This window comes from Microbacterium sp. Leaf320, from assembly GCF_001423485.1.
GTDB lineage: Bacteria > Actinomycetota > Actinomycetes > Actinomycetales > Microbacteriaceae > Microbacterium.
On record NZ_LMOD01000004.1, the window covers coordinates 27,352 to 43,516 of the forward strand.

9 protein-coding genes are annotated in these 16,165 nt (G+C 66.9%); 2 read left to right on the top strand and 7 right to left on the bottom strand.

Features of this window, described 5'->3' with window-relative positions; all coding sequences use genetic code 11:
- Positions 1 to 139 precede the first annotated feature (139 nt).
- Positions 140 to 2,692, top strand: coding sequence for a right-handed parallel beta-helix repeat-containing protein (locus ASF63_RS13625; protein ID WP_157534356.1), 2,553 nt, complete (start codon positions 140 to 142; stop codon positions 2,690 to 2,692).
- A 402-nt stretch (positions 2,693 to 3,094) separates the two neighbouring features.
- Here the strand turns inward: ASF63_RS13625 and ASF63_RS13630 are convergent, their stop codons facing one another.
- The 7 genes from ASF63_RS13630 to ASF63_RS13660 all read right to left on the bottom strand — a co-directional run bounded on the left by ASF63_RS13630 (position 3,095) and on the right by ASF63_RS13660 (position 14,598).
- Positions 3,095 to 7,807: a PKD domain-containing protein gene (locus ASF63_RS13630; protein ID WP_162238888.1), complete on the bottom strand. Its 4,713-nt coding sequence runs from the start codon at positions 7,805 to 7,807 to the stop codon at positions 3,095 to 3,097.
- Between the two features lie 62 nt (positions 7,808 to 7,869).
- Positions 7,870 to 8,487 (bottom strand): DUF4352 domain-containing protein, encoded by a 618-nt coding sequence (locus tag ASF63_RS13635; RefSeq protein ID WP_056515053.1) that lies wholly within the window; start codon positions 8,485 to 8,487, stop codon positions 7,870 to 7,872.
- A gap of 188 nt (positions 8,488 to 8,675) precedes the next feature.
- Complete coding sequence (locus tag ASF63_RS13640) at positions 8,676 to 9,815, bottom strand: glycosyltransferase family 4 protein (RefSeq protein WP_056515056.1); 1,140 nt, start codon at positions 9,813 to 9,815, stop codon at positions 8,676 to 8,678.
- Position 9,816: 1 nt separating this feature from the next.
- On the bottom strand, positions 9,817 to 10,704 hold the full coding sequence (locus ASF63_RS13645; protein ID WP_235560801.1) for a hypothetical protein: 888 nt from the start codon (positions 10,702 to 10,704) through the stop codon (positions 9,817 to 9,819).
- 2 nt (positions 10,705 to 10,706) lie between these two features.
- A complete protein-coding gene (locus ASF63_RS13650) occupies positions 10,707 to 11,822 on the bottom strand; it encodes a Gfo/Idh/MocA family protein (RefSeq protein WP_056515058.1) in 1,116 nt (371 codons plus the stop codon).
- Entirely contained in the window at positions 11,819 to 12,967 is a 1,149-nt protein-coding gene (locus ASF63_RS13655; RefSeq protein ID WP_235560802.1) for a DUF1972 domain-containing protein, read from the bottom strand. The genes ASF63_RS13650 and ASF63_RS13655 overlap by 4 nt, the downstream gene beginning before the upstream one ends.
- Positions 12,968 to 13,065: 98 nt before the next feature.
- Complete coding sequence (locus tag ASF63_RS13660; RefSeq protein ID WP_056515066.1) at positions 13,066 to 14,598, bottom strand: sugar transferase; 1,533 nt, start codon at positions 14,596 to 14,598, stop codon at positions 13,066 to 13,068.
- A 353-nt stretch (positions 14,599 to 14,951) separates the two neighbouring features.
- Between ASF63_RS13660 and ASF63_RS13665 the strand changes: the two genes are divergently transcribed.
- Entirely contained in the window at positions 14,952 to 16,082 is a 1,131-nt protein-coding gene (locus ASF63_RS13665; protein WP_056515069.1) for a low temperature requirement protein A, read from the top strand.
- The last annotated feature ends 83 nt before the right edge of the window (positions 16,083 to 16,165 follow it).

The window sequence follows — 16,165 nt, forward strand, 5'->3', positions numbered from 1 at the left end:
CAATCGATATCAGCAAATCCTCAGGAACTGCCCAGGAGATTCAGGATATGGTCTATCATCATCCGCCACCGAAGTCGGATGTCGACGCTGCCTACCCGACCCTGCAGTGACGAGAAGCACATCGGAGAGCCTCCCCCTCATGCGTAAACGTACCCTCCCCCTGATCGCATCCTTATCCGCACTGTTACTCCCGTTCGCCGTTGTGGCACCCGCTGCGGCGGATGCGACCGACGAAGTCCTGATCCAGGACTCCATGGACCGCACTGTCGCCGCGGGCCTCGGCGCCTCCGCTGACGGCGTCACCTACGACGCGTCTCCGGCCACGTCCGTCTCCGTCGCGAACGGCTCGGCGAAGCTGAGCGCCGCAGCCCCCGGGGCCACTGTGACCGCGCGTCCGGTGGGCCTGTCCGTCGGCGATTCCACGCAGTCGACGGAGTTCACACTCCCGGCCCTGCCGAAGTCCGGCTCGGGCGTCTACATGAGTCTGCAGTCGCGGCTGACGACCGACGGTTTCTACCAGACGCAGGTTCGCGTCGACCCGAAGGGCGTGGTGCTCCTCGAGACGCTCCGCGTCAACGCCGGCGTGCAGACGACGCTCGGCTACACCTGGGTTCCCGAGCTCCGCGTCAAGGCCGGGGTCCCCTTCGTGCTCGAGACCCGCCTCGTGGGCACGGACAAGGTCACCATCGATGCGCGGGTGAGCGCTGTCGGCGCCTCACCCACGACGTGGAAGCTCTCGGTGTCGGATCGATCGACGAAGCGTCTCTCAGCGGATGGGCGCACAGGTGTGCGGCTCTACGTCTCGCGGAGCACACCGGCGCTTCCGGTGCTGTTCGACGATCTTCGGGTGACGTCGCCGGAAGAGGTGGCTCCGCCGACGACTCCGACCGTCCCGACGACTCCGACCGTCCCGACGACTCCGACCGTCCCGACGACTCCGACCGTCCCGACCACTCCGACGGTGCCCACCGCTCCGACGGTGCCCACCGCTCCGCCTGCAGGTGGGGCGCCCGCGTGGAACGTGACCGGTGCACGCACCTCGGCGGGTTCTGCGCTCGTCGGGACCACCAGCTATGCGGTTCCTTCGGGTGCGCTGTTCGTCAGTGCCGGGGGAGCGACGACCGGAACGGGAACATCGGCGGCTCCATTCGCCACGGTGCAGTCCGCGGTCGACCGCGCAGCATCCGGCTCGACTCTCGTGCTCCGCGCCGGGACCTATCACGAGTCCGTCGTGATCCCTGCGGGCAAGAAGATCACGATCCAGTCGTACCCCGGCGAAGCGGTCTGGTTCGACGGCGCGTCGACGCTCAAGAACTGGCAGGCGTCCGGCGGCAGCTGGTTCAGTCCCGACTGGAAGTACGACTTCGACTCGACGCCGTCCTTCACCAAGGGTGAGGCAGACGGCACGGCCGCCGGATGGCGCTGGCTGAATGCCGAGCATCCGATGGCGGCCCACCCGGAGCAGGTCTGGATCGACGGTGTCCCGCAGGTCGAGGTGTCGACGCTTGCCGGCCTGAAGGCGGGAACGTTCTTCACGGATGTCGCGAACGACCGCCTCTACCTCGGCAGCGACCCGACGGGGCACTCCGTCCAGACCTCCACTCTGACCAAGGCGCTCTCGCTCCGCGGTGAGGGTGCGGTGATCCGGGGGATCGGCGTCCGCAACTATGCGACATCCGTGTGGATGATGGGTGCGGTGACCGTCGAGGCACCGAAGGCGACGATCGAGAACGTGGTCATCTACGACACCGCCTCGACCGGACTTTTCGTCGGCGCCTCGAACGCGACGGTTCGCGATGTGACTCTGGCGCGCAACGGTCTCATGGGGCTCGGCGCCAACTACGCGGATGCGCTCGTGATCGACGACCTTCTCGCAGTCGAGAACAATGCGGAGCACTTCAACACGTCGCCCGTCTCGGGTGGCGTGAAGATCGCCAAGTCGCGCGGTGTCACCGTGACCGATTCGGCGCTGCTGCGCAACGACGGACCCGGGCTGTGGCTCGATCAGTCGGTGTACGACGTGCGCATCACCGGTTCGGACCTCATCGAGAACAAGGGCGCCGGTGCGTTCCTCGAGCTGTCGCAGAAGATCGACTTCGTCAACAACCTCGTGCTGCGCAACGTGGGCAACGGAGTCAAGATCAACAACACCGGCGGGGTGAACCTGTGGAACAACACGATCATCGGCGGTGACCGCGCCGTCAACATCGTGCAGGACAGTCGCAGCTCGACGGATGCGTCCGTACCGGGGCACAACGCCCGACGTCCGTTCCCCGACTCGACGATGCCGTGGCTGATCCGCGACATCTCGATCGGCAACAACGTGATCGGCGAGAGTGCCGGCAACTGCACGGTGTGCGTCGAGGACTACACGCACCGCTTCACCCCGGCCGAGCTCAACATCGGCTCGGATGGCAACGTGATCCAGCGCAACAGTGCTTCGGCGCCGTCCTGGTTCGTGATCTGGTCACGGGGCACGGCCAACGTGAACCCGTACGTCTTCACTACCTGGGACGCCTATCGCAGCACCACCGGCCAGGACGCGAACTCGACGGCCGTCGAGGGACGCCCCGCGACGGATGCTTCGGGCAGGCTTGTGGCAGGGGTCACGGCATCGGCCCGGAGCCTTCCGGCGCTGGTCGCGACGATCCTCGGATCGACGACGCCGACGATCGGTGCACGTTTTCCCTGATCGGGATTCAGGTTAGGTGAGAGGCCCGGATGCGCATGCGCGTCCGGGCCTCTCACTGTCTGCATCGCCCTCCGATGAGGTCGGTGAGAAGAGAGGGGTGACTCCGGAGCTTCGGGCCGGGCAGATGGCGTGAGGAGGCGTCCTCGGGCGAGTGGCAACGTGTGCGCGTCTGCCATGCAGGGAGCGTGTGCTCGAAGCCTGTCCGCCCGCCCTCGTCAGCCGCCCTCGTCAGCCGCCTGGGTCAGCCGCCTGGGTCAGCCGCCTGGGTCAGCCGCCCGGGTGCGGCGCTCAGAGGCTCCCGGCTTCCACTTTCAGCGGCCAGGAGACATCAGGGATCTCCCTCTGAGACCCAGAAGGGCCGAGGCGGTGAACGCCTCGACCCTTCCATGTCCGTGCTGACTACTACTGCGCGGGGCCCGCCCAGAAGTCGTCGTAGGTGTAGACGACCGGAACAGCCGTCGCACTCGATGACAGGTAGCTGTTCACGCCCACGTAGCCGGGAACCTGGAGCGAGGCCGTGGCATCCGTCGTCGTGAGAGTCCACGCCGTCGGTTCCGTGGTCGCGGTGCGCCAGACCTTGGCCTTGAGGGTCGTCGGGTTCGTGCCGGTCACCTGGAACTTGACGCTCAGTTGATCGGCGGTGGTGATCGTCAGCCCGGGAACGGCCGTCGAGGAGATGACCGTCTCGACTCCCGCGATCGTCTTCGTCAGCCAGAGGGACACGACGCCATTCGATGCCACGCGGAACTTCGCGCGGTAGTCGTTGGCGTTGTCGATCTGTCGTCCGAGAGCGGAGAAGTAGAATCCGCCGCCCGTCGAAGGCTGGTTGAACGCCACCGTGAACCGCTCCTCGGTGTTCGTCGACGGCGTCGAGCCGGCGAGCGATGCCGAGTAGTTGTTCCCGGGCGACAGGGTGACCGTGCCACCCGTGCCGTTGACGGCGAACTTGCTGAGCGCCGTCGCACTGCTCGGGAACATGGTCCACGCGCCGCCGGTGATGGTCGCGGTGCCCCAGCCGTTGGTGCCGGTCCTGGTGAAGGCGTCCTGCGCCCAGACCTGGGGAGCCGCGACAGCGACCGACTTCGTCGTGGTGGCTGTCGCCCCGCGATCGTCCGTCACCGTCAAGGTCACGGTGTACGTGCCCCCGGCTGCGTAGGTGTGGGTGGATGTCGCCCCGGAACCGGTTCCGCCGTCTCCGAAGTCCCACGCGTATGCCGAGACCGTTCCGTCCGCGTCCGTGGAGCCCGTGCCGTCCACGCTCACGGCCAGGTTCGCCACCGAAGTGGTGAAAGCCGCGACCGGAGCCTGGTTCGGAGCGACGGTGACGTCGTGAGTCACCGACGAGGTGCCGCCCCGGTTGTCGGTCACGGTGAGCTTCACCGCATACGTCCCCGCAGCCGCGTAGGTGTGCGACGTCGTCGCGCCGGTGCCGGTCGCGCCGTCGCCGTACTCCCACGCGTACGAGGCGATGGTTCCGTCGGGATCCGTCGAGCTCGTGGCATCCGCGGTCACCGCGAGCTGATCCGCCGCCGTGGTGAAGGCGGCCGTCGGGTCCTGGTTCGGCGCCAGCGTCGTGGTGACGGTGCGCGTCTCGGTCGCGGTGGTGCCGTTGTCGTCCGTGACGGTGAGCGTCACGGTGAACTCGCCGGCCGACGCGTACGTGTGCGTCGCCGTCGCTCCGGTGCCCGTGGCTCCGTCTCCGAAGTCCCAGGCGTACGAGGCGATCGTTCCGTCGGGGTCGGTCGAGGTGGAACCGTCGAGCGAGACATCGAGGTGATCCGTGGTCGCGGTGATCGCGGCCGTGGGTGCCTGGTTCGGAGCGACCGTCACCGAGCGCGTGAGGGTGTTGACCAGCGAGGTGCTGTCCGTCACCTTGAGCGTGATCGTGTACGTGCCACCCGCGGTGTACACGTGCGAGGCCGTCGCGCCGGTCGTGACCGTTCCGTCTCCGAAGTTCCATGCATACGCCAGAGGGCCTCCGTCGGCATCGGTCGAGGTGCTCGCGTCGACATCGATCTTCAGCTTGTCGGTCACCGAGGTGAAGGCAGCCACCGGGGCGCGTCCGGGTACGGTGCGACCGCTCGCGGCGAAGTGATCCCGTACCCGCTGCTCGGAGAGCACCGAGGAGTACACGGCGACCTCGTCGAGTGTTCCGGCGATGTAGTTGCTCGAGGTGCTGCCCCAGGTCCTGTCGCCACCGATGCGCCAGTAGCCGCGGTAGTTCTCGGACCCCGCCATGGAGTTGCTCCCGACCAACTGCGTGTCGAGCCACAGCTTCATGCCGTCAGCTCCCTGCGTCGCCACGACGTGGTGCCACTGGCCGTCGTTGTAGGCCGAGGGGGTCACCAGCGTCGTCTGCGGCTGACCGCTTCCGAACTGCAGCTTGCCGTCGCTCTGCATGATGACGTGACGGTCGTACGAGGCACTCAACCCGCTGGTCGTGTTCCCGAACCCGATCAGCGTGCCGCCCTTGTTGGTCGTCGTCTTGAACCAGAGCTCGGCGCTGTAGGTGGTGGGCGCGGTCCACGCCTCCTGCGCGACCACGATGGCACTCGTGCCGTTGAAGGTCGTCGCCGTGCCTGTCCCGATCGCGGGCGTCTGCCCGCGGGTCACGGTGCCGGCGAGGTTGCCGGTCGATCCGCCTGCCGCGGAGTCCGCGATCGTTCCCGCCGCGGTTTCGTTGAGACGCCAGAAGACGTCGGGCTTGTCGGTCGAGACCTCCGCGCCGTAGACATCCGTCGGAGCCGTCGTCCACGCTGCAGAGCGACCGCTCGCCAGGTAGTGCGACTGGATGTCGGTCGGCGTCAGCGCCGACGGGTACACGGCCACGTCGTCGATCGTGCCGGCGAGACCGGCGTTGGTCGGCTTGTTGGTGAAGCCGTTCGTCTGGTCTGCGCCGATGCGCCAGTAGCCGTTGTAGATCTTGGGCGATGTGCGGGCCTGATCGCGGTCCACACGCTTGCCGTCGACGAAGAGCTGCATGCCCTCACTGCCCACGGTTCCCACGAGGTGGTGCCAGTTGCCGTCGTTCACCGCCGTGCGGCTGAAGATCGTGCGGTACGACCCGTCATTGATCGCGAAGTTCACGCGCCCGGAGGTGTCGAGGTACAGCACACGGTCGGTGATGCCCGAGGTCGACGTACCCGTCGCGGAGTCGCCGAATCCGACGATCCGTCCACCCCTCGTGTTGGTGGTCTTCACCCAGGCCTCGACCGTCACCGCGGACGGCGCTGCGCTGACGTCCTGCGTCGTCATCTTGGGGGAGCTGCCGCCGGCCGAGGTGATCGAGGCGTTCGCATCGTTGAGCATCGCGCCGCTCGATCCGAGAGTGAGGCCGGTCGCTGTGCCCGGGGCATCTCCGACGTCGTCGTAGAGACGGGTGCCCGTCGCCTCGTCGAGGCGCCAGTAGTGATCGGCTCCGCTCGCGCGCACGGCGGAACGGTAGGCCGCGGGCGGCGTGCTCGACACCGTCACGTAGGGCGACCAGGCGCTCCATTGCACGTTGCCGTCGGCATCCTTCGCCCTGACCTGGTAACGCACCTGGGCTCCCGGCGTCTGGCCGCTGTCGGTGATGCTGAGGTTCGGCAGGTTCCAGAAACGGCCGTCGGTGCGCGTGATCGTCGCGATCTTCACGGACGGGCTGCGGAAGACGTCATACGTGATCGTCGCGTTGTCGCGGTCCCACACGCTGGTGAAGGGAACCCTGACCACGCCGGACTCGTTCGAGTACGGGGCGGGAGTGAGGCCCGCGTTGTAGACCGGGCCGACAGCATGAGGTGAGACGTTGGTCTTGCCGAATCGCACGAGACCCTGCTGGGCGACGTTGTTGACCTTCGGGAACTCGCCGCCGAGGACGACGTAGTTCGCGTTGCCTGTGACCGACCATGCTGCCTGACGAGAGCTGGTGTAGGTGCCGAACTCGAGGTCGGGGTACCAGTTCAGCTGCTCGGTGTACGGGAGCCCGGTGAAGTCCCACCCGTAGGCGTCCTTCTTGGTGATGACCCCGGACGGCGTGGTGCTCTCGGCGAGAGCTTTCGTCCACCGCGAGCGTGGGTTCGTGTCGCCGAAGGCGCCGACCACGCTGCAGTCGTGCTTGTGCGAGACCGAGTAGAGCACACCGTCCTGCGGGAAGCTGCCGTAGGTGTCGCCGAGGCAGTCGTTGACCCAGTTGATCGACCCGGTGTACGGGTCGGCCGCGAAAGTGCCCTCGAACGAGGCTCCTGCACCGAACGCGTAGCCTGTGCCGTAGACCTGCGTGCCGTCGGTGCTGAGGCTCGAGATCGCGCCGTTGAGACCGGCGGTCTTGATCCGATCCGTCGCCGCCCACGGGAGGGGGGTGCCGGTCGCGGCGTCGATCGACGCCATGCCGTAGGCGGATGCGCCGTTGAGGGTCGTGAAAGACCCGCCGATGATGATGCGAGAGGCATCGGGAGACGTCACCATGTCCCAGACGAACCCGTCGCCTGCCGCCGACGGGGCCCAGGATGTGAGCGACTTGGTCGTGGTGTTCCAGGCGGCCAGCTCGCTGCGCGGCTGCCCTCCGCTGGAGCGGAAGTTGCCGCCGACGTAGACGGTGTCGCCGGCGAAAGCGAAGCCTCTGACCTGTCCGTCGGTGCGAGGCGCCCAATCGAGCATCGCGCCCGTGGCGACGTCGAACGCCGCGACGTGTGCGCGGGCCTGGCCGTCGACGGCGGTGAAGTCCCCGCCGAAGTACACGGTCTTGCCGTCGGGGGTGACTCGGACGACGAGGCCCTGCCCGTCGAACGAATGGCTGAAGTTCGGCACGGGGTTGCCCGTGGTGATGTCGAACGCGAACACGTTGTTGGCGTCGATCTCACCGGCACCTCCGACGGCGACCCCCGGCGGACGCGCCTTGGTGAAGCTGCCCGTGACGTACACCGTGTTCCCGGCGACGACCTGGCTCCACACGACGCCGTTGATCTGCCAGGTGGGCAGGACGTCGGCGGTGACGGTGTCGGGTTGGCCTGGCGTCTCGGCGCTCGCCGACTGCGCGGGAAGGGCGACGAAGGCGATGGTGGCCAGCGCCGTCGCCGCGACGGCGAGTGCGGCGATCACGCGGCGGAGACGGTCTGCTCCGCGGGCGGTGCGTGTCATGGAGGTTCCTCGGGTCGAGAAGCGGTCAGATCGGGTGGTCGCGGATGAGCTCGAGATGGACATCAGTCGAGCCCTCCGCGGAAGACGGCGGATGAGTGGTCGCCGTCGAAGTCGACGACGACGGTGACGGCGTCGCGCGCAGCCGCAGGGAGGGCGTACGCGTAGGTGGCGGTGGCGCTGTCGCCTGCGGCGAGGACGCCGGAGAAGTCGGTGACCTCCGCTTCGGCCGCGTACACGCGCACGGCTGTCGCGCCGTCGGCGTCGAGCAGGGTGAGCACGGACGTGCCGAGATCGATGGCATCGGAGGAGCCGTTGTCGATCGTGATGGTCAGGCGGGCGTACTCGCGGTCAGGGAAGCTCCCCGGCCCCTGCGCCGTCTCCTTGCCGAACGAGACGTCGTCGATGCGGACCGTGACGCCGTCGCTGTACGACACGTCGCCCGACGTGTCGGCTGGTTCGGCCTTCACGGTCGGCGCGGTCGACTGCCCGGCGCGTTCGATCTTCGCGACCGGCGAATCCGGATCGGACGACCCTGAATTCGCTGATGGCGACGAGCCCGCCGTCGGATCAGGAGCAGGAGTCGACGACGTCGTCGCCGTCGGTTCCGCTCCGCTCGGCGGTTCGGCACCGCCGCTGCAGGCGACCAGACTCACGCAGAGCGCGAGGGCCGCGATGGACATGCATGTACGCGCAATCACCATGATTGTCGATTCCCCAGATTCCCCAATCAGGGTTGCCGACGACGACCCGTTCAGAACGAGTCGATCGGCTTGCGTCATCCCCAAATGACGCTATCCCCAGTGAGCGCGATCCTATCATGTCCACCGGAAGGGGGACAAGAGTCCTGTGGGCAGACCTCGGCAGACCTTCAGTCAAGAAGTGCGGCGAGGATGCCGTCTGAGTACCGCGCGGTCGAGAACGCCTCGGCCACCGCGGACGAATCCGCCACCGCGAGCTTCGCCTGGGCCGGCCAGTCGTCGATCTTCGCGGCGATCGCAGCCGCCAGTGCCCGGGCGTCACCGGGTGGCACGAGCGTCGCGCTCTTCGACGCGCTGACGGCTTCGGGTAGTCCGCCGACCTCGCTCACCACCGCAGGGCGCGCGGCGAGCGCGGCCTCGACGGCGGTGTTGCCGAAGGTCTCGTCGACCAGCGAGGTCATCACGGAGATGTCAGTCCGCGCGAGGTCTTCCCATACCGAGGCCTTGAAGCCGAGGAAGGACACGCGATCGCCCAGACCGCAGCGCTCGACCTGGGCATGCAGTTCGTCGAGGTACGACTCGTTGCCGGGGAAGACCGCGCCGACGACGTCGAGGGTGGCATCCCGACCGTCGCGGATGAGGGCGTCGAGCGCATCGATCGCCACATGCACGCCCTTGCGGTGCGACAGGCGACCGACGTACAGCAGCCGGGTCGGCGCGGCGAGCGGAACGCGCGGAGGCACGACCTGCTCCGGGCCGGCGACCGCGTTGTGCACGACCACGGTGCGGTTGCGCACCTGAGGTGCGGCTGAAGCCAGGACGCGTCGCGTGAAGTCGCTGTTCGCGATCACGCGATGCGTGAACGCGAGGGGCAGATAGAGGGCGCGACGCACGATGCCGGCGACGGAACCTTCTCCTTCGTGCACGTGGCACACCGTCAGGCGTCTGCTGAGACGACCCAGGAGAATCCACAGCGGGGGAGTGATCGTGTTGACGATCACCGCGCCGGGATCGACCCGACGGATCAGCCTGAGCCCGGGGCCGACGGATCTGATCGATGTGACGACCAGGTCCACCAGTCCGCGGGGGTTGAGAAGACCCTTGCGCACCACCGGCGTCGCGCATTCGACGACCTCCGCGCCGGCGCCCTCGAGCAGGGGCACGAGAGGACCCGCGTGCGGCACCGTCACGACCACTCTCCGGCCGGCCCCGACGAGTGATCGGACGGTTTCGAGCACCATCCGATCGGAGCCGTACAGGTCGGCGCCGGGGTTGGCGATCAGGACCGCGTTCGGGTCGCCCTTCGTCATGTCAGCGCTGCGGCCAGTACTCGTCCACGAGGCTCACCGTGGACGCGATGTTCGCGCGGCTCGATGCGCCGAAGACGATCGACTCGAGATTCGGCAGCGAGGTCACCCATTCGATGGCCTCGCGCGGGGGGATCGCCCCGCTCGCGTACACCGACATCGCGACGGCGCGGAACGGGCGCTTCTCCATCGCGTCGCGGTATGCGTCGACGCCGCCCGACATGCGGAAGCCGAGCTTGTTGATGTTCGAGCACACGATCGGGTTCTCGACGCCCGCCTTGTCGAGGTCGTCGAGCAGACGCGGCAGGTTCATGGTGATGAAGCCGGGCTCGGCGTTGTAGCGCTTGCGCACATGGTCGGCGAAGATGCGGAACGCGTCGGTGAAGCCCAGGCCCGACAGCAGATCCACGACGACGTTCTGCAGCCAGATGACGGGGGTGTTCAGCCCCTCGAACATCTTCATCTCGGCGTCGATGAGCAGCGTGGTGACGCCCTCGATGTCCTTGCGGGCGAGCGAGGACGTGCCGCGGGCGATGCTGTCGAGCAGTCCCTCCTCCGGGAGGAACTTGCGGATCGCCCCGAGGAAGCCGTCTTCCGTCACAGCGTTCGCGTACTTGTGCGCATAGGGCATGCAGGGGAAGAAGGTCATGTCTGCGTAGCGATCGGGATGGGCCCGGACATGATCGGTCACCTCCGCGATCCGATCGTGGGTGGTGCACATGAACGTGTGCACGCCCTCGTCGTAGGCGGCATCGAGCACCCCCATGATCGCCTCGGTGTCCTGGAACCGCATCTGCTGCGCGCGGGCCTTCTCTTCCGACATGTGGTTGACGCCGAAGAACTGGTTGTCGCCGAACAGCAGGCGGTCCATCGTGCGAGTGGATGTCGTCATGGTCATTTCCCTCCACGCAGAGCGCTCAGCGCTGCCGCGATACGCCCCTTCGGTGCCGTCTGCACGGCGAGATCGGATGCTGCTTCTGCGGTGAGGCGCGAGTCCTCGCGAAGCGCATCCTCACTGATCATCGAGATCACCCTGTCGGTGACCGCTGCCGATGCGAAGTCGTTGGTCCCCGCCGATGCGCCGGCCTGGGCTCGCTGCACGAAGGAGTCCAGCTGCGCGCTGTACTCCTCACCCCGCAGATAGAACCAGGGCGCTTCGGTGAGATCGGTGGTGTATCGGACGTTCCAGCCGACGCGGTAGCCCTCGGGGATCGTGGCGGTGTCGCGCAGGTAGACATGGATCTCCTGGCGGTCTGCGTAGATCCGACCGTTCGTGCCCCAGAGGGTGATCTTCGTCGTCATCTTGCGCTGTGACTCGTCCGACCAGTTCGAGATGATCTGCGCGGTGCCGTCGGCGTAGTGCAGGGTGCTCGCCACGGCGTCGTCGATCTGTGCCGAGAAGATGCTGGTCAGCTGGCTGCCGCTGACCGACTCCGGCGTGCCGAGATACCAGGTGAGGAGGTTGAGCGGGTGAGCTGCGTAGTCGTACAGGCATCCTCCGCCGGTGGCGCGTTCGCTGCGCCAGGTGCGGCCGGCCGGCTTGAGGACGACCGGGCCGTAGGCCTCGGCGAGCGCGGTGTTCACAGTGCCGATGGCGTCGAGATCGAGCAGGCGCTTGACCTCGAGGAACGCGCCGACGAACCGGTTGTGATAGCCGACCTGGGTGACGAGACCCTTCTGCTCGGCGAGGGCTGAGAGCTCGACGCTGTCAGCCGGGTCGATCACGAGCGGCTTCTCGCAGAACACGTGGATCCCGCGCTGCAGCGCATTGCGGATCATCCCCGCGTGCAGGTGGGTCGGTGTCGCGATGATGATCGCCTGAGGGCGGGCCTCGTCGAGCATCTTGTCGAGGTCTTTGTATGTCTTGACCCCGGTGTACTTCGCCAGGATGTCGAGCAGATACCCCGTGGCATCGCACACCCCCACGAGGTTCACGTCGGGGTGCGCCTTGATCATCGAGAGATGGGACAACCCCATCTTCCCGAGTCCGACCACTGCCACATCGATCATGCGTTTACCCCTGTCTGCTGCTGCGCGTGCCCTCGCCGCGCGAGCGCGGTGCGAAGGGCCTGTTCGTACTCGGCGCCGATCTTGGCCCACGTGAACTCCGCACGGAACCGGTCGCGGCTGGCGGCGCCCATGCGCCGTCTTCTGCTGTCATCGGAGAGCACATCGTCGAGCAGGCCGGCGAGATCGTCGGCTCCGGTGAAGTAGGCGTTGTCGGGTCCTGCGACCCACGTGTTGTACGGGTTGTCGTGGGCGATGACGGCGTTGCCGGCACCCATGGCCTCCACAAGCGACGGGTTGGTGCCGCCGACAGTGTGCCCGTGGAGGTAGAGGGCGGAGTGGAACCGGAGCGACTGGATGCGGTCGGGTTCGAAGATCGACCCGGGGAAGATCACCTCATCGGATGCCGCGGCGCGGACGGCCACGTGATACGGATCGTCGTCCCCATAGGGGCCGACCACGACCAGCGGCATGCCGCGTTCGGTCGCGGACCACGCCTGGACGATCTCGAGCACCGAGTTCTCGGGGATCGGTCGGCACACGATCATCGCGTACTCGTCGGGAACGAGACCGAGCTCTTCGACCGGGGCCGTCGGGGCGTCCAGCACCTCGTGCGCGCCATACGTGATCGTCTGCACGCGGCGCGAGCCGAAGTGCCGGCGCAGGTATGTGGCGATCACGGGGTGGTCGGCGATCAGCACGTCGCCGACCCAGCCGGCGAGCCGCTCGTTGGCGAGCAGAATGCCCTGCTTGACGATGCCCCAGCGCTTGCGGGTCCACTCCATGCCGTCCATGTTGATGACGTTCGGGATCCGGCGGAGCCGCGGGATGATGTCGAAGACGCCGGTGTTGTAGCCGAACGTGAGCCAGACGTCTCCGTCGACGTGCTCGCGCATCGCGTGGCGGATGGTGGTCAGGTCGAACGCCGACGTGCCCTTCCAGCCGTCGCGGGGCTCGTGCACGAGAACTCGCTGCAGGCCGTTCCATTCGTCGACGGTCGTCGGCCCGTCGCCGGGAAGCTGGCAATAGACGATCACGTTCCAGCCCTGATCGCGCAGGTACAGACCGACGTTCTCGGCGGCCGTCTCGAAGCCGCCGTATGCGGCCGGAACGCCGTGGGTTCCGAGTATCCGGACGGTTGATGGCACGTTGATTTCCCCCTCATTTCGGATGCTCCCGCATCCATTTCGCTGCATGTCGGTCCCGCATCCGCCTCCCCGGCGGACCGAACCACAGCGTTCTGTGACTAGTATGCCCCGCTGGGCTGCACCATGACCTTGGCAGTTCGCCACATGATCTGCAGGTCGTTCATCACGGACCAGTTCTCGACGTAGCGCAGGTCGAGACGCACGCTCTCATCCCATGAGAGGTCGCTGCGACCCGAGACCTGCCAGAGACCCGTGATGCCGGGCTTGATGTACAGGCGGCGGAAGACCGTGCCGTCGTATGCCGTCACCTCAGAGGGCAGCGGCGGACGAGGGCCCACGACGCTCATGTCGCCGATGAGTACGTTCCAGAACTGCGGGAGCTCGTCGAGCGACAGCTTGCGCAGGATCCTGCCGACGCGGGTGACCCGGGGGTCGTCCTTCATCTTGAACAGGAGGCCCGCCCCTTGGTTCTGCTCCTTGAGAGCGGCGAGCTGCTGCTCGGCGTCGGTCTTCATCGAGCGGAACTTCATGATCTTGAACGTGCGTCCGTCACGCCCGACGCGTTCCTGGGAGAAGAACAGAGGCCCAGGGGAGTCGAGCTTGACGAGCAGCGCGAGGAACGGAGTGATCAGTGCGATCGGGATGAGCGCGATGGATGCGACAGCGATGTCGAGTGCACGCTTGAGCACATGCTGGCCACCCTCGTACGAGGGGATCTGCACCTGGATGAGCGGAAGGCCCTCGACCGGCGCGAACGAGATGCGCGGACCGGCGACGTCGGTGAGGCGGCTCGAGAGCACGAGCTCTGCGGCCGTGCCTTCGAGCTGCCAGCTCAGGTGCTTCACGAAGTCCGGGTCGCCGTCAGGACGGCTCGCGACGATGATCGTGTCGGCGCCGAGCTCTGCGGCGACCGTCGAGACCGAGTTCACGTTGCCGAGCACCGGGAAGTGCGCGTTCGCGACCTCGACGTCACGGGCGTTGCCGTCGAGCAGCGTGGCACCGACGACCTGGTACCCGGAGGCGCCGATCGGGTGCAGGGTGCGGATGACGTACTCGACGTCGTCCCTGTTGCCGACGACCAGCGTGCGGGAGGCGAACCGCCCCCGCGCACGCTGAGCCGTCAGCCAGTGCCGCCACGCCCATCGCGTGACGAGCAGCGTGAGGACACCGAGCGGCAGACCGACCAGCAGCAGGAGCTGCATCGTCTGCCAGCCGAGTACGACGCCGAGCATGGCGATGATCCCGAACGCCAGCCCGCTCGCATGGGCGACGCCGCGGTACTCGGTGGCGCTGGCACGGAACAGTGCTGCATCACGTGTATGCAGAGCACTGAGCATCAGGTACCAGAGCGTGGCCAGCAGAATGCCGTTGCGCAGGGCCTCTTCCCCCGCGACACCCGTCATCAGCTGGACCGCTGCTGTGATCCCGACGGCGAACAGGATGACCCCTGCATCCGTGATCCGCAGTCTCATCCGATAGCGCCGCTCCCACTGGCGGCGCCTCTCCAGCGTCGCGGACACGCGCGGTGTGACCACCGTGTGCGTGACCGACTTGGTGGCTCGCGGTGCAGCGACCGGCGTGAAGACCGAACCCGCGCGAGTGATGCTCAGGGCATCCTCGACGGAAGTCATGCCGAGGCTCCTTGAGCCGTGTATGTACGCAGAAATCCCCAGTGCGCCATTATTTTCCCCAGTGTTTCCCCAGACCACGGACCCCACGTCCATGGCATCGTCTGCATCCCGACCCCTCGGGTTCCTGCTGCATCCGTGATCCCACATCACGGGTTGCGATCACCGTCCCACACGGTGGTGCTGGCAGCAGGCACTGCAGACTTCGTTCACTCTAGCGGAACCGAACGTTCAGCGGAAGATAATTCACCCGAGTGGACGAACCGATATTCCGGTACATGCGCTGGGCCGCGGAATCTCGGCGATATTCTGACCGCGTGACCACAACTTCCGCACCGCGTTTCCACCTGAGTCGCATGCTGCCGCGTGACCCTGCACAGCCGCATCGGGCGGCCAGCATGCTCGAGCTCTTCTTCGACCTGGTCTTCGTCGTGGCCGTGAGCATCGCCTCGGCGCAGCTGCATCACGCGCTGAGTCACGGCGACTTCGTGCACGGCATCACGTCGTATGCGATGGTCTTCTTCGCGCTGTGGTGGGCGTGGATGAACTTCACGTGGTTCGCCACCTCGTTCGACACCGACGACTGGCTGTATCGCGTCACCACCATCGTTCAGATGGGCGGGGTGCTCGTCTTCGCCTCAGGAATCCCCGCCGCATTCGAATACGGCGACTTCACCGTGCCCGTGCTCGGCTACATCGTGATGCGCGTCGCGATGGTCGCGCAGTGGCTTCGTGCATCACGGAGTGCGGGCGAGCTGCGGTCGGCGACACGTCGGTATGCCTTCGGGATCGCCGCGGTGCAGGTGCTGTGGGTCCTGTTCCTGCTCATCCCCGCGGGCACCGCCCAGCTGCTCGCCTTCGTGGTGTTCGCGCTGATCGAGGTCAGCGTGCCGGTGTTCGCCGAGTACCGGCAGCAGACGCCGTGGCATCCGCATCACATCACCGAGAGGTACGGGCTCTTCACACTGATCGTGCTCGGCGAGAGTCTGCTCGCATCCGCGAACGCGATCATCGACGCGAGCCATGAGCTGGAATCGTTCGTCCCCCTCATCTCCATCTCCGTTCTGACGCTCGCCGTGACGGCATCGCTGTGGTGGATCTACTTCTGGCCGCCGCACCACCGCGCGATCACGACGTTCGGCCGGTCGCTCCGCTACGGCTACACCCACTACGTGGTGTTCGCCGCCGCCGCCGCGTTCTCGGCCGGCATCGAGGTCGAGCTCGACGTGCTCACGGGAGAGAGCCACCTGTCGAACGTGGTCGCCTCGTTCACCGTGACGATCCCGATCGTGATATTCCTGCTCGGCATCTGGTGGGTGGCGATCCGCGAGAACGCCGACCGCGTCGTGAACGCCGTGGTCCCGGTCGGGGCCGTCGTGGTGCTCCTCGACCCGATCCTGCCGATCCCCGTGGCCATCACCGCGCTGGTGCTCGTGGCGATCGTGGTTGTGCTCGTGCTGCACCCGCCCGTCGATAAGAAGGCATAGCTATCGCATAGACGAGGCATAGCTCGCTGATCGGCTCCTCCGTGACCATGGGTACATCGACACACGCATCGACACCCGAAACC

Bases quoted from the DNA above. Each gene is read 5' to 3' on its own strand.
- ASF63_RS13630 (WP_162238888.1), bottom strand. From the start codon at position 7,807: ATGACACGCACCGCCCGCGGAGCAGACCGTCTCCGCCGCGTGATCGCC.
- ASF63_RS13650 (WP_056515058.1), bottom strand. From the start codon at position 11,822: ATGATCGATGTGGCAGTGGTCGGACTCGGGAAGATGGGGTTGTCCCAT.
- ASF63_RS13660 (WP_056515066.1), bottom strand. From the start codon at position 14,598: ATGACTTCCGTCGAGGATGCCCTGAGCATCACTCGCGCGGGTTCGGTC.
- ASF63_RS13665 (WP_056515069.1), top strand. From the start codon at position 14,952: ATGCTGCCGCGTGACCCTGCACAGCCGCATCGGGCGGCCAGCATGCTC.
- ASF63_RS13635 (WP_056515053.1), bottom strand. From the start codon at position 8,487: ATGTCCATCGCGGCCCTCGCGCTCTGCGTGAGTCTGGTCGCCTGCAGC.
- ASF63_RS13625 (WP_157534356.1), top strand. From the start codon at position 140: ATGCGTAAACGTACCCTCCCCCTGATCGCATCCTTATCCGCACTGTTA.
- ASF63_RS13640 (WP_056515056.1), bottom strand. From the start codon at position 9,815: ATGACGAAGGGCGACCCGAACGCGGTCCTGATCGCCAACCCCGGCGCC.
- ASF63_RS13645 (WP_235560801.1), bottom strand. From the start codon at position 10,704: ATGACGACATCCACTCGCACGATGGACCGCCTGCTGTTCGGCGACAAC.